Raw genomic sequence first — 14629 nt, forward strand, 5'->3', positions numbered from 1 at the left:
AGAAGAACAAAAGGATTGCTTAAAATTGCAAAAATACCAAATAAAATGTAGTTCCGAATGTTTTTTGGAATGATTATAGCCAAAGCGATTGTAATAATAAGATGAAGATATATTAGATAATCTATAAATGCTAAATATATTAGAGTAAGTAGCGTTAATAAAATTGAAATAATGTAAAAATACAGTTCCATTTGGCACCCTTCCGAGAAAAATTAATTATAGTTTACCATCGTTCGTTATGAATTTAAATGGAGAAAGATCAAACAAAAATTCTATTTTGTACATGTGAAAAAAGGAGTGCTTTATTAGTGCGCTCCCAGTCGTTAATAAATACCCAGTCTCATTAAAGTATATGTAAATTTTAACTAATAATGATTATAAAAATTTCATTTTGTTTTAGTTTGAAATTAAAAAAAGAGCCGTATTAAGGCTCTTCTTAAAAAGGTTTATTAATCATTTGTTTTCTAACCAAAACAAAAACTATACCTGTAATAATACAGGTTGCATAGATTTTGCCACTTATGTCGCCAAAAAATTTAAGCCCGAAAGGTAGTAGAAAAGTAGCAATTCCTACTATGTAAGCAAACATACCGAATAATTTAGCTAGTTTATTTTTATCACCAATAAAAGTAGCTTCTTGGTATCCAGCAATAAGAAATAATTGTTTTTTTATATGGATTTGGTAACCCATTATTACAATGATTAAACTAACAAGTGTACAAACTACAAATCCATTCATTATATTCACCTACCTTATATGGATTTTACCATATTTAGGTTGATTTTTTATCATTTTAGCCAAGAAGACTCCTTCCTCAAGGAACGCGAAGTGAGTAGGTGGGAGATGAATTGTTCGACATACATAAAGTGTTACTTCACTATCTATCGAATGTATGTTTGGTGTATAATGGTCATATACCGAAATGGAGGTGAATCAAATGATAATTAATAAATCCTTTAAGTTTCGTATCTATCCAAATCAAGCACAAACAATTCTAATTAATAAAACAATAGGTTGTTCTCGCTTTGTATTCAATCATTTCCTATCCCTATGGGATCACGCATATAAAGAAACTGGAAAAGGTTTAACATATGGTACATGCTCTGCCAAACTTCCTGCCATGAAGAAAGAGTTTGTTTGGCTCAAAGAAGTGGATAGTATTGCGATTCAGTCGTCTGTTCGCAACCTTGCGGATGCGTATACACGATTTTTCAAAAAACAAAATAGTGCCCCCCGTTTCAAATCCAAGAAAAATAACGTACAATCTTATACCACAAAACAAACAAATGAAAACATTTCCATTGTAGGAAACAAAATAAAATTGCCAAAACTAGGTCTTGTTCGATTTGCCAAAAGTCGTGAAATAACGGGACGTATTGTAAATGTGACTGTTAGACGGAACCCTTCTGGCAGATATTTTGTGTCACTATTAGTTGAAACAGAAGTACAAGAACTTCCGAAAACACATTCTTACATTGGGATAGATGTAGGACTCAAAGATTTCGCTATTTTGTCAGATGGAAAACCCTATGAAAATCCGAAGTTTTTCCGATCATTAGAAGATAAGTTGGCGAAAGCACAGCGTGTCCTTTCTAGAATAATAAAAGGATCATCTCGTTGGAATAAACAACGAGTAAAAGTAGCTAGAATTCATGAATACATATCAAATGCTAGAAAAGATTACTTAGACAAAATCTCAACTGAAATCATCAAAAACCACGATGTTATCGGTATAGAGGATTTGCAAGTATCGAATATGTTAAAAAATCGTAAGTTAGCAAAAGCAATTAGTGAAGTATCTTGGTCACAGTTTCGAACCATGTTGGAATATAAAGCAAAATGGTATGGTAAACAAGTCATTGTCGTATCGAAAACATTTGCTTCCAGCCAATTATGTTCTTGCTGTGGATATCAAAATAAAGACGTTAAAAATCTAAACTTACGTGAATGGGAATGTCCTTCTTGTCGTACACACCATGATAGGGATATTAACGCAAGTATCAATATAAAGAATGAAGCGTTAAGGCTTCTAACCGCAAGGACTGCGGGGTTAGCCTAATCAATTAGAGTTCGATAGAACTCTTTACTTAGGAATCCCTCACTTCTAAACGAAGTGAAAGTGGGGGTAGTTCAAACCTGCGCATTTTCAAGATAGGGATCTTCAGTCGTAAAATGAGAAAGCATAAAATTAGAACTTTAGGCAAGGGATAACGGCCTTATAATCATAAGTCCTAAGTCTAAGTTTTATAGTATACTGTATGTATCCTATACAATGTGAGTACATATATATGGTAAAGGCGGTGAATATAGTATGTATAAAGTTGGATTAATCGGTTTAAAAACTTCTATAGATCAGATTCTAGGCATGGTAGAAGAATACAAAGATGAGTTGGAATTTACCTCTTATTCCTATGAACAAATAGAGGAAATAGAGAGAATTGTAAATGAATATAATCCTCATGTCCATGCGTGGCTTTTTTCTGGCCCGCTTCCCTATGAAATTGCAAAAAAATATATAGGCACCGATAAAATAATGGTTTATGTTCCTGCTACAGAATCAGGTTTATATAAATCACTTTTAGAGATGATCTATGAACAGGGGAGAATTATTGAGAAACTAAGTATCGATACAATGTCTTTAAATAATATTAGTGAAGAAGCTTTATCACAGTTACATATAAAGAAGCCACAGATTTATACGAAAGTATTTGATTTGGATATTGATATGGAGGAATTATTAAATTTTCATATGGATTTATGGGAAAAAGGAAAAATATCAGGAGTTTTAACTTGTTTCCCATCAGTATGTGATTCTCTAAGAGAGCGTGGAATTCCATCTTATAGGATGTCGATGAGTAAGATGGAAATTCGACAGACGCTTAGAATACTTTCTGAAAAAGTAAAAGCCACCTATTTTAAAGATGCACAAATTGGTGTCGAAATCATTGAAGTAGAGTATTTTAATAAAGTTGCGGAGGAAATGAAGACCCCCTATCATTTGCAATATTTGGAGATTAGATTGAAAGAAATAATGATTCAGCTTGGTGAAACAATTAACGGGTCTGTTTCAGATAAGGGAAACGGTAGATATATGATTTTTAGCTCTCGTGGTGCAATTGAAAGAGAAATACAGATGCTGCAAGATGCTGTCCAGAGATTAGCGTTTGAAGCAGATACAACTGTTTCCGTTGGAATTGGTTTTGGTGAGACTGCATATTCGGCAGAAATTAATGCTTTTCGTGCAATTCAGCACTCTAAGGGAATGAAAAAGCGTGGGGTTGTAATTGTTCAAGATGATGGTAAAATTGTTGAATCGCCGGGTGATAAAAAAGAATTAAGTTTTGCAATTCGTACCCAAAGTGAATTCCTTTTAGAGAAATTAAAAAAAGGGAATATAAGTGTGAAAACGTATAAAAAAATATCGGCCCTTATAGATAAAATGAAATGGAATTGCTTCACAACAAAGGAATTAGCGACACATCTTGAGATGACAGAACGGAATGTGAGACGTATTGTTACAGATATGTGCGAGGTTGAATTGGCACAATGTATCGGGCAAGAGACCTATGCAACACGTGGGAGACCAAGTAAAATTTATCAATTGTTATAAGCATCCATTAGGGGTGCTTATTTGTTTTGTAATTCATACAAGATTTAATTTATCTGAAAATATTGAAATTTCTTTTGATAACTAATATACTTCATTTAAGGAATTTTTTCCTTAAATGAACCTAAAATAGAATTTCTAATGAAGTTTAAATTGAAAAGGAGTTGTAATACATGTCTCAAATAGAAAGAGTACATAGTTTAATTGAAAATATTCAAGGTGAAGTTGTTAGTTGGAGGAGGCATTTGCACAAATATCCGGAACTATCATTTCAAGAAGAAAATACTGCACAATTTGTTTTTGAAAAGCTAAAGAGCTTTGGTAATCTAGAAATTTCACGTCCGACAAAAACAAGTGTTATGGCTCGTTTAATTGGTAAGCAGCCAGGAAAGGTAATTGCATTACGGGCAGATATGGATGCGCTTCCAATTTTAGAGGAGAATGATTTTGACTTTGTGTCACAGAAGAAAGGCGTAATGCATGCTTGTGGACATGATGGACATACGGCGATGTTACTGGGTACGGCATGGGTTCTTACACAATTAAAAAATCAAATTAAAGGGGAAGTTCGTTTTATATTTCAACACGCTGAAGAAGTTCCACCTGGTGGTGCTCAAGAGTTAGTGCAAGCTGGTGTACTAAATGGAGTAGATATGATTGTTGGAAGTCATCTGTCGTCGGCGCTTCCGGTGGGTAAAATCGGCTTAAGTTACGGTCCGATGATGGCTGGAGCAGATACTTTTAATATTACGGTGTTAGGTGAAGGCGGACACGCATCGCAACCTGAATTAACGATTGATCCCATTGTAATTGGAACTCAGATTGTTACTAATCTCCAACACATTGTTTCGAGATATCGAGACGCTCAGGAAACACTTGTAGTTTCAGTGACTCAGTTTAATGCGGGAGGTGCAATTAATGTTATTCCAGATAAGATAAGCATCGGGGGATCTGTTAGAAGTTTTAATCCAGAATTGAGAGAAAAAGTTCCAACTTTTATCGAACGAATAGTAAAGGGAATTACAGAAGCACATGGAGCTACATATAAATTCAATTATCAGTTTGGCTATGCTCCAACTATAAATGATGAAGAGGTAACAAGATTGATGGATGAGACAGTATGTGAAATATTTAGTGAAGATAATCGAGAGATATTAAAACCAATTATGGGGAGTGAAGATTTCTCTGCCTACCAACATATGACTCCATCATCTTATATTTTTATAGGGGCTCGTAATGAAGAAAAAGGAATTACCTATCCCCACCATCATCCCAGATTTACTATAGATGAACAAGCTTTACGATATGGCGTACAGTTATTAGTTCATGGTACTTATAAGATGTTAAACCAAGCGTATTAGGAGGATAAAAGTATGAAAATCATACGTTGGCTTAGCTTTATTCCATTCTTAGGTTTTATTGTAGGAGCTTTATTTACAAATAAAGTAAATCCATATGTTTTTGGAATGCCATTCTTTCACTTTTGGATTGTACTTTGGTCACTTATAACTACAGTTATCTTAGCGATTATTTATAAAATAGATCCCGCTAACCAGAAAGGGGATTCAAGATGAATATTTCAGTGTTATTCATTTTATGTTTTTTCGTCATCCCTATTTTGATTAGTATTCGTGCTAAAAAAGGGAAAGAAATGGATTTAGAGCAATGGTCGGTTGGAGGCCGTGGAATGGGAGCCCTGTTGATTTTCCTTCTGTCTGCAGGGGAAATGTATACTACCTTTACCTTTTTAGGTGCAAGTGGTTCAGCTTATGGAGAGGGAGGATCTATTTTTAGTATCATAACATATGGTTGTTTAGCAACGGTAATCTCCTACTGGGCCTTTCCTGTTATTTGGAGGTATGCAAAGAAACATAATTTAGTTTCACAGTCGGACTTTTTTGTGAAAAAGTATCAAAGCCCTTATCTTGGGGTACTTGTTGCAGTTATTGGTGTAATAGCCTGTATATGCTATTTAGTACTGCAATTGAAGGGACTAGGATATATCGTTTCTGCAACATCTTACGGTACTATATCTTCTACAACAGCTATTTGGTTTGGAGCGATAGGGGTAACTGTTTTTGTGATGGTTTCTGGTATTCATGGCTCTGCGCAAACATCGATTTTAAAGGATATTTTAATTCTTGGGATTGTCGTATTTTTAGGACTTTATTTTCCTATTCATTATTATGGTGGGATTCAACCTATGTATGAGGCAATTGAAAAAGTAAAACCGAACTTTACCATACTGCCTGAACAGGGGATGAGTATATCATGGTATATATCAACAGTAATATTAAGCTCTATTGGATTTTATATGTGGCCACATGGTTTTTCCCCTATTTTTGCTGCATCAAGTGAAAAAGCATTACGAAAAAATGCAATTTTAATGCCAATGTATCAATTAATTTTACTATTTGCCTTTTTCGTTGGATTTGCTGCAATCTTGCGGATGCCAGGATTAAATGATAGTGATATTGATACTATCTTGCTGCAATTGTCTAAACAAGCTTTTGACCCATGGTTTGTTGGAGTGATTGGCGGAGCGGGAGTGTTAGCGGCACTAGTACCAAGTTCATTATTATTAATGGCAATATCAACATCGCTTGCCAAAAATATATATCAAGTATTTAATCCATCTGTAACGGAAATGCAACTTGGCAAATTGGTAAAATACTTAGTCCCATTTATTTCTCTTGTAGGAATTTATTTGACCTTTAAAGGAGGGAATACCCTGTTTAGTCTAGCTCTAATTGCTTATAATTTCATTACACAACTCGCTCCTGCATTTTTTGCGAGTTTGCTGAGAAAGAACTTTGTGACTAAACAAGGGGCATTTGCTGGGATTATTACAGGAGGGTTTTTAGTCTCAATTATGGATTTAGGAAATATTAGTATTGGTAAACTATTCCCTGGTATTCCTCAGGTTATTAAAGATTTGAATGAAGGGATTATCGCTTTATTTGTGAATATTGTAGTTTTAGTAATAGTCAGTTTGATGACCAAAAATATTTCAAATGTTCATCGGGACAAGACAATTGTAATTGAAAGTAAGACCTAATTTGATTTAAAAGGGGATTACTGTAAAAAATATAATGGGTTGACGAAAGTATAACTGATGCATGGTTACTCTTTTGTAATATTCATTTTCTGCTTACAAGGAAAAAATATAAATATTTAAGTGGTGAAATTATGCGAAAATAAATAAGTGGGATCATTCCACTTTTTAATAGTAACTTCATATACGGGGAAGGGTTTTCCTTTCCTTTGAGCGTACAGCAAGATTAAAAATATATAATGTCGTATTCAGCTGTACGTTGAAAGGTGCGGAAACACCAATCTTATGATATATATTGTTTTTTCGTATTTGATAAAAAAACTTTGTTTATCCTAATAAACAGTTTTTTTATCGCTCAAGAGTAACTATTTATTTGGTTGCTCTTTTTATTATGTCCAAAATTACATAGGTAATGTTTCGTATGTTTAGGGCATTTAAACAGTTTGCGAATGATGCAATCCAATTGTGGAAAGATAAACAATTGCAAAATATGAAAAGAAGAAAATGTTTGATTGGAAATACAAAGCCCTCCTACGCTATCTAACCGAGGGATAGGTAGCGTAGGGGATAAAACTATCGTTAGACAACATTTTTAAAAAATAAAGAAGGTGTAAACGAAGCTCCACAGAACAAAGTGAAGAATTCAAAAGGGAATGTATATTACATTACAGCTAGTGCAAAGTTTGTGGAAGTGAAATAATGAATCTTGGTTTATAAATGGGAAAAGGCCCCGAGTCTCATAGAGAATGTCGGGGCCTTTTAATGAGTGTGTATCCCAATATAAGTTGCACACATGAAAGCTTTGGGAATTAATTATGATTATATCAGGTAACTATAGAATGAAAATATCATATTTTTCTTTGTTAAACGCAATTTTACGTAGTTATAAGATCGTTCTTTATGAGAAAATCATAAAGGCTCAATAATCGCAACAACCCGTAAACTGATTCCAAAAAATTCCCTTGAAAAGCCGATTCCAATTAAGGAATTGGCTTTTTTAATATCTATTTACCCATCGTACTTAATGCTTCATCCATTTTCTTTTCTTGCGATGATGTTGAGGTATATGTTTTATCTTGAATACCACGGTAGTTGAAGTTTGAACTCTGTCCAAAATAGAAAGCAAAATCTTTCATCGTTTGTTCTTAGGTGTGTAACTCTACTACCTTTGATTTAAAGATATTACAAAGTGTGTATTCGTGATTAGATAAATCTGCAAGGTACTTTTTATCTTTATATTCTTTAATGATGTCATTTTGAAACTGTTTATATACTATATCATGAAGGAATATAGTTAAACTAACAGCTGCGTTTATTTAGGTAGGCCACATAAAATAATCAATCTTTTTTATAAAAACTTAAGGAATCCAAAATTAAAACCCACCCATTTTGATTAAACTTTTTCAAAATTTCAGCTGATCTTTGAAAAATAGGGGTCATTGGCCAATTTGCAGGATGATCAAAAATTTCTATATACGTATGTGGAATCTCATTCACTATCTAATTATTTATTTAAATTGATTGTGTAAATGCTAATAGCGGCATGGCAGTTTTTCTTTGATCTGATGCATTTCTTGGAATAATACGCCATCCATCTCCATGAACTTTTACTTCTTCTATAAAATGCGAAGACATTTCCGGACCAGAAATATCCATTACAGAATCTCCGTTATTTGGAATCATAGCATCAACATAAACAATATTTTTAATGAATTCTGGAATAATTTCTGCAACCCCCGTTATTACCATTCCAGCATAGCTATGTCCTACTAAAATAACATCTTTTAATTTTTCATAGTGAATAACGTTAACAATATCTTGAATATATGTTTTTAATCCTACACCTGAATGTGCAAGATGCGCTCTTTCTCCGAGTCCCGTTAATGTAGGTGTATATACTTCATGTCCCTCTTTTCTCAACTGTGTTGCAACTTCTCTCCAAACATATCCACCATCCCATGCACCGTGTACAAGTATAAATGTTGCCATAATATATCTCCCCTCTAATGTGTTTTATATTTCCAAAATTAACCTTATATGTGCCCTAGCTTAAGAGATTTTAATTCCCTCAAATACAAAAAAAACGTTATTCTTTTTGTAAAAATATGCAGGAAGGATGATGTTTTTTATGAATCTTTCGATTCAAATTAAACTACAATTATTCGCTGAAGAATTATATGAACATCTATGTGAAATGGAATTTAGTAATTTTATAGAATTACTTCCTGCATTGCGTCCATGTTATTATTCGATTTCTTCTTCGTCGAGATTTAAGGATAAAAAAGTAAGGATTACAGTTAGTGTTGTTGCAGACAATGCATGGAGTGGGAAAGGAACGTACAAAGGTATTCTTTCTACCTATTTAGCCCAGCTTCAAGAAGGTGATTCGATTAAATGTTTAATTTCAAATTCACAGGCTGGCTTCAAACTTCCGAAAAATCCAAAAACCCCGATTATTATGGTGGGGCCAGGAACAGAAATTGCCCCGTTTAGAGATTTTCTGCAAGCTCGAAAGTCAATGAAAATTAATGGTGAATCATTAGGTGAAGCGCATCCCTGTTTGGGGTGTCGTTCACCTAATGAAGATTACCTATATCAAGAAGAACTTGAGCAAACATAGAAAGAAGGAATCGTGGTTCTGCACACAGCTTTTTCTCGAATGAACAATCAGCAGAAAATATACGTTCAACACTTAATAAAACAAGCTGCTGAAAAGGTGATTAATTTACTTAATCAAGGTGATCACATCTATATATGCGGTGATGGACGAAAGATGGCGCCCTTGGTATGTTTACTAAACTAAATAAAATTACAGATGTAGATATGCCTATACTCTTTTTGGCTAATGAGATTTCACCAATATTCGGCTTACTAATGTCTATTGTATTATTAGGTATGATTTACAATACTGCCGTAGGAATGTTATATGCCTTCACAGCAAGGATTGTAAAATCAGAATCACCAAAATTTAAAATGTTTGTTGTTCTATTTGGAATTGCAGCATTTAGTGCTAGTTTTATCGGATTTACTAAATTGGTAGGAACTGTATATCCTCTAACAGGCTATCTTGGGTTTATTCTCATAGCTTCTATCATCTTTGTTTGGCTTAGAGGGAAACAAAAGGTGAAGAATACTATTAATAAAATAAACGCTTAAATGGGGTAGTGACAGGGTAGCTGTCATAGGACGCAAAGTATGAACCAATAAAAAAATTATTTATTATTGGGAGGACGAAATGATGGATTTGGTAAACAAATTTTTGAATGGCTTGAGAGCAGCATTATCAACAAATGAGCTCGAGGCACTAAATATAGCGTACGGTGCAACAAAGTGAGTACATTAAGGCGGAAACTAATTGTCGATCGAATTATGAAGAAACATAATTTCTTAAACTATGAAGTAATATAATATTTATTTCAATTAAACAAAGGAGAGGAGTCTATTCTATGACTGCTCTCCTTTGTTTAATTCTACTTATATGACCATATTTAAGCAAGAATAGCTTTTAAAATCGATACTTTGTTTGTAGTAAATAATACATAATTTTGTTTTACAGTTCTAATTAATATACGGTCAGTTGTACCATATGCTGTTCCAATACGGATTGCAGTTGGTTCTTCAACTCCCGCATAGGTAGCATCTTCGGTAACCTCAACCACTTCACGTAATGGGATCGTAATCTCCGCCAATTGCCATGAAATTATTAACTCTTCTTTTGTTTTTTTTACATCAATACCTAGCATTATACCAAGACCTTTCTATAATAGAATGCTACACTCCTCATCTTATTATAAAAATTTTTAGATTATTATTCCACATGTATGAATAGAACTGATAATTTAAGGGTGTCAAAAGTACGAGAAGATATACTATCAAACTATTAAGGAATGCGTTATGAAGTAAAGTTCACAGGGAATTAATATGGATTTGACATGGTTGAAGTATGATGAATGAGTAACAGTAGGGGTTGTAGGAAGGAAATGAATGATGAGACTTAAATTAGTAGTAACCTTAACTTGTATAGTAGTAGTGTTAGGTATCTTTATTATTTACACCAATATATCTATTGGTAAAGAACCATATATGACAAGCCATAAAACTAGTGAAAACTCCATAAATAATGAAAACAATAGAAAACAAGATGGGACTTCAAGTAAGATAGCAAGTTCTTTTGCTAGTATACAGGCTGTAGTAAATAAGGAATATGGTTTACCCGAAAACTATAAGCCAGAGGATTTAGTTGTACCAAATGTACCATTCTCATTTAGTGGAACTGTAGAAAAGAGTCATCTTCGTAAAGAAGCAGCGGAAGCGTTAGAAAAATTATTCCTTTTAGCTAAGCAAGATGGTATCCAGTTAAATGCTGTTTCAGGATTTCGTTCCTATGAGTATCAAAAAGGTCTGTATGCCAGCAATGTTAAAAAGAATGGGCAAGAGCATACGGATCGCTTCTCGGCAAAGCCTGGACATAGTGAACATCAAACGGGATTAACGATGGATGTTTCTTCTAAAAGTGCAAATAATGAGCTAGAGCTAACTTTTGCGAATACGAAAGAAGGAAAATGGCTGAAAGAAAATGCGCATCGTGCAGGTTTTATTATTCGTTATCCAAAAGGTAAAGAGAGTATTACTGGATATGCTTATGAACCGTGGCATATTCGCTATGTAGGAGATATTGCTGAAAGTATATATAAGAAAAAACTGACTTTAGAAGAATATATGAATCTGTGAAAATAGAATTACGAATTAAATTTGCTAGCGATAGCAGTAAGAGTGTAAAAGATAGGGGTATGAAACAAGGTATTTCTTAATGCTCTTAAAGGGTATGTCATGGGATTGTAAACGATACTACTATTTTAGAGATGAAAGATGGCGAGTAATATCTTTACAGTAATGTGAGATGTAGGATCTTGCGTCAGGTGCAGAATAATAAGTATTAGGTTAATGTATGATGGAAATCAGAAAGCAACGAAAAAGAATATAAAGATTACGTATTCGGTTTTTTACTAAATAACAGGGCATCATTCTAATTAGAATAATGCCCTGTTATTTTTAGCATAATCTATTGAATTACTTTTTCAATTTTAGGCATTACAGCAATTGGTAGTAAAGATTTGGTCCATGCAGCAGCATAAACATTTAACTGTTCACCTAAAGTGTAACTTTCACCATCTGAAATAGGAACCCTTAAAATCTTATTTTGATTTACTAGCTCCCACTAATCATTTTGGTAAGCGAGGGCTTCTTCTTTTGTAGATGTAGAAGCAACCACTAAATAATTGTTTTCTATTGAAATGACATATCCAGTAAAAGGATCTTGTTCTTGTTTATGAATAGAATAAATAGGTGCAGTGCTTACAGACGCCTTATTAGAATCTGCAAATGCCGGTGTTAATCCAAAAGTAAATCCACATCCTAATGTTAAAGCTGTTACGGTTGCAACGTTTTTCTGCAACCAACCTCATATCTTCAGTTTTCAAAGAGTAATCTGTACAAGTATATGGTAGCAAACATGTTTGCTTATGCCAACCGACATTCATCTCCCACCTAAAATTGGTGTTTTACCCTTCACATTTTTGAGGAAGGAGTCTTCTGTCGGAAAACGATAAAAATAAGATAGTTACTGTTGGACAGATAGTAAATTACGATTAATATACTAGGTCTTACGAGCACGATAAAAAATATATAACTTCATAAAAAGAACTCCTATGTTACTTAGGAGTTCTTTTCGGATGAAGTCAACAAATTTATAGAATGTGGAACATTAGTTTGTTTTTTCAACAATAGGAGAAATAGCCTTCGCAGGAACACCAGCAAGTAAAATAGGGCTAAACTCAAAAGATGCAGCATAAACGTTCACCGTATCACCAATTACAATATCTTGTAATACTTCGGTTGAAGTTTCAACTTCATAAGTTATGTTGTTACTTGAAACTAAGATTGAATTATCAGATTTCCCTGTAACATTTCCATTGATTTTTTTGTATTGATTCTCTAAAATATTTTGTTCATTTCCTTTTTGAATAATCGCGTTTCTTGCCTCGAAAGGTAAGTCCATTAGAAGAATAGGGGCCATTTCAAATGCTTGAGCATAAACATTTACTGTATCGCCTATCTGAATGTTTGGTAATACTTTTGGATTAACATGGGCACGAATGGTTTGATTTTCACTTGAAATTTCTAAGCTATCTTCGGATTTTTTTGTCACTTTACCAGAACGTTTTTTTAGTTGTGCTAAGAGTTTTTGTTCTTTATCTTTACTCATTACATGGTTTTCTTGTTGTTTGTTAGATTCTTCGTTTATTTTAGAAATAGAACTTACATCAGTGTAAAATACAGTTTGCCCATAGATTTTTTGATGTTTCCATTGATCTTTGTTAGCAACTTTAACTTTGTCTCCGTTTTTAAAGTTAGAGTTACTACCATTCGGGAAGTCTATAGTAACTTCTTGATTATTTCCATTAGCATCTTTATATGCAACAGTCACATAATAAGAATCTGCATCATTTATTACCCCAAATACATGGTTTTCTTGTTGTTTGTTAGATTCTTCATTTACTTTAGAAATAGAATTTACATCAGTGTAAAATACAGTTTGTCCATAGATTTTTTGATGTTTCCATTGATTTTTGTTAGCAACTTTAACTTTGTCTCCGTTTTTAAAGTTAGAGTTACTACCATTCGGGAAGTCTATAGTCACTTCTTGACTATTTCCATTAGCATCTTTATATGCAACAGTCACATAATAAGCGTCTGCATCATTTATTACACCAACTACAGCATTTTTTTCTTTCTTTGTTTGGTGGTCGATTTGATCAGACTTCGCAACAAATTGTGCAGCCTCTGCACGGGTAATCGGTCTATTAGGGGACCAGTTTTCTCCATCTTCAGTGCCCTTAGAAATTTCTGTTTGTATTAAAATATTTGCATATTTTTCTCCCCAATGTCCTTTTAAATCCTCAAACGTAGTTACACTATTTTCAGCAACTTTATTTTCTAATTTATAAGCATTTGCCACCATTGAAGCCATGGATGCACGATTAATCAAACCTGTTGGAAGGAAGTTACCATTTCCATCACCTTTAATAACACCTGCTTTTTCAACAGCTGCAATGTAAGGTGCTGCCCAGTGGTTTTGAGCATCTCGGAAAGATGGTTTAGCATTCTTATTAATTTCTAAACCAAGCATTATAGCCATTATTTTGGCGGCTGAACCGCGGTCAATTGTTTCAGCAGGAGCAAAAGTACCATCGGGTTTTCCGTGTAATGCGCCTTTTTCAACTAGGTAATTTACAGAAGGGCTTGCCCAATTTGGGACATCTGGAAATTTATGAGTATTTGCAAATGCACTAGATGAGTAGGATAGTAGACTTCCAGCAAGAATTCCTGTAGCAATTAATTTGTATTTCAAAATGTAACACTCCTAAAATAATATTACAGCTGGGTAAATCTATCATTTATAGTGAATCTTATAAGTAATATGACTTAGTTTAAAGAATAGAGTAGGTTGGCAAATTCACTATAATACAGGTAAATAATAATTAGTTAATTTAAACTATTATTTCGAAAAAAATCTATAGACATACACTTATAATAAGGACTATTTGATATATTTACCAAGCTTGTGTAACCAGTATAGTTACTTATATGTACGAGTGTCAATTAAAAAAGAATTACATTTTTGTAAGATAACCATGTTAATAATATAGTAAGTAATTATTATATAAGGTGAATAATTACTCATTATAATAGCTATAAGGATGAATAAATTTATTTTTAATCCTATGTAGTGAGAGGGCTCTCTAGATAAAAAAACTTACTTCGTGAAAAAGTTACTTGATATATTATTAACCTTATTACCTTACAAAATTGTAATGATCTTTTTGTTGACGTTCTTTAAAAGTTGTAACTATAATGATTACATGCTAATTGATAATGGAAATCAGTTAGTGAATAGATATGATTG

11 protein-coding genes and 3 pseudogenes are annotated in these 14629 nt (G+C 33.4%); 9 read left to right on the forward strand and 5 right to left on the reverse strand.

Features of this window, described 5'->3' with window-relative positions; all coding sequences use genetic code 11:
• Positions 1 to 436: 436 nt before the first annotated feature.
• Positions 437 to 739 (reverse strand): DUF3784 domain-containing protein, encoded by a 303-nt coding sequence (locus tag AC2CGR_RS23660; protein WP_083432510.1) that lies wholly within the window; start codon positions 737 to 739, stop codon positions 437 to 439.
• 199 nt (positions 740 to 938) lie between these two features.
• Between AC2CGR_RS23660 and tnpB the strand changes: the two genes are divergently transcribed.
• The 5 genes from tnpB (at position 939) to AC2CGR_RS23685 (ending at position 6666) form a co-directional block, all read left to right on the forward strand.
• Positions 939 to 2060, forward strand: a complete 1122-nt coding sequence (gene tnpB, locus AC2CGR_RS23665) for an IS200/IS605 family element RNA-guided endonuclease TnpB (protein WP_071715183.1) — start codon at positions 939 to 941, stop codon at positions 2058 to 2060.
• A gap of 252 nt (positions 2061 to 2312) precedes the next feature.
• Entirely contained in the window at positions 2313 to 3611 is a 1299-nt protein-coding gene (locus AC2CGR_RS23670) for a hypothetical protein (RefSeq protein ID WP_042514372.1), read from the forward strand.
• 170 nt (positions 3612 to 3781) lie between these two features.
• Positions 3782 to 4969: a M20 family metallopeptidase gene (locus tag AC2CGR_RS23675; protein WP_071715182.1), complete on the forward strand. Its 1188-nt coding sequence runs from the start codon at positions 3782 to 3784 to the stop codon at positions 4967 to 4969.
• Positions 4970 to 4981: 12 nt separating this feature from the next.
• Positions 4982 to 5182, forward strand: a complete 201-nt coding sequence (locus AC2CGR_RS23680; protein ID WP_071715181.1) for a DUF3311 domain-containing protein — start codon at positions 4982 to 4984, stop codon at positions 5180 to 5182.
• The gene (locus AC2CGR_RS23685; RefSeq protein WP_484481273.1) at positions 5179 to 6666 is read left to right on the forward strand and encodes a sodium:solute symporter family protein; all 1488 of its coding nucleotides are present in this window, start codon (positions 5179 to 5181) and stop codon (positions 6664 to 6666) included. Before AC2CGR_RS23680 ends, AC2CGR_RS23685 begins: the two co-directional genes overlap by 4 nt.
• A gap of 1395 nt (positions 6667 to 8061) precedes the next feature.
• On the opposite strand, the pseudogene AC2CGR_RS23690 reads toward AC2CGR_RS23685, so the two are convergent.
• Positions 8062 to 8652: pseudogene (locus AC2CGR_RS23690) on the reverse strand (alpha/beta fold hydrolase); the annotation flags it as partial.
• Between the two features lie 139 nt (positions 8653 to 8791).
• Between AC2CGR_RS23690 and AC2CGR_RS23695 the strand changes: the two are divergent.
• The 3 genes and pseudogenes from AC2CGR_RS23695 to AC2CGR_RS23705 all read left to right on the forward strand — a co-directional run.
• The gene (locus AC2CGR_RS23695) at positions 8792 to 9283 is read left to right on the forward strand and encodes a ferredoxin reductase domain-containing protein (protein ID WP_277484275.1); all 492 of its coding nucleotides are present in this window, start codon (positions 8792 to 8794) and stop codon (positions 9281 to 9283) included.
• Between the two features lie 167 nt (positions 9284 to 9450).
• The gene (locus AC2CGR_RS23700) at positions 9451 to 9819 is read left to right on the forward strand and encodes a hypothetical protein (protein ID WP_484481274.1); all 369 of its coding nucleotides are present in this window, start codon (positions 9451 to 9453) and stop codon (positions 9817 to 9819) included.
• 82 nt (positions 9820 to 9901) lie between these two features.
• A pseudogene (locus tag AC2CGR_RS23705) lies at positions 9902 to 9994 on the forward strand (SMI1/KNR4 family protein); the annotation flags it as partial.
• Positions 9995 to 10151: 157 nt separating this feature from the next.
• Here the strand turns inward: AC2CGR_RS23705 and AC2CGR_RS23710 are convergent.
• Positions 10152 to 10406: a SunI/YnzG family protein gene (locus tag AC2CGR_RS23710; protein WP_097996395.1), complete on the reverse strand. Its 255-nt coding sequence runs from the start codon at positions 10404 to 10406 to the stop codon at positions 10152 to 10154.
• A 244-nt stretch (positions 10407 to 10650) separates the two neighbouring features.
• Here AC2CGR_RS23710 and AC2CGR_RS23715 point away from each other — a divergent pair, with 244 nt between their 5' ends.
• Entirely contained in the window at positions 10651 to 11394 is a 744-nt protein-coding gene (locus tag AC2CGR_RS23715) for a M15 family metallopeptidase (protein ID WP_484481295.1), read from the forward strand.
• Between the two features lie 331 nt (positions 11395 to 11725).
• Here the strand turns inward: AC2CGR_RS23715 and AC2CGR_RS23720 are convergent.
• Together AC2CGR_RS23720 and AC2CGR_RS23725 are read right to left on the reverse strand one after the other, a co-directional pair.
• A pseudogene (locus AC2CGR_RS23720) lies at positions 11726 to 12118 on the reverse strand (DUF3221 domain-containing protein).
• A gap of 309 nt (positions 12119 to 12427) precedes the next feature.
• Positions 12428 to 14074, reverse strand: a complete 1647-nt coding sequence (locus tag AC2CGR_RS23725) for an S-layer homology domain-containing protein (RefSeq protein ID WP_484481275.1) — start codon at positions 14072 to 14074, stop codon at positions 12428 to 12430.
• Positions 14075 to 14629 lie beyond the last annotated feature (555 nt).

The organism is Bacillus sp. LSHTCR4 (assembly GCF_057197025.1).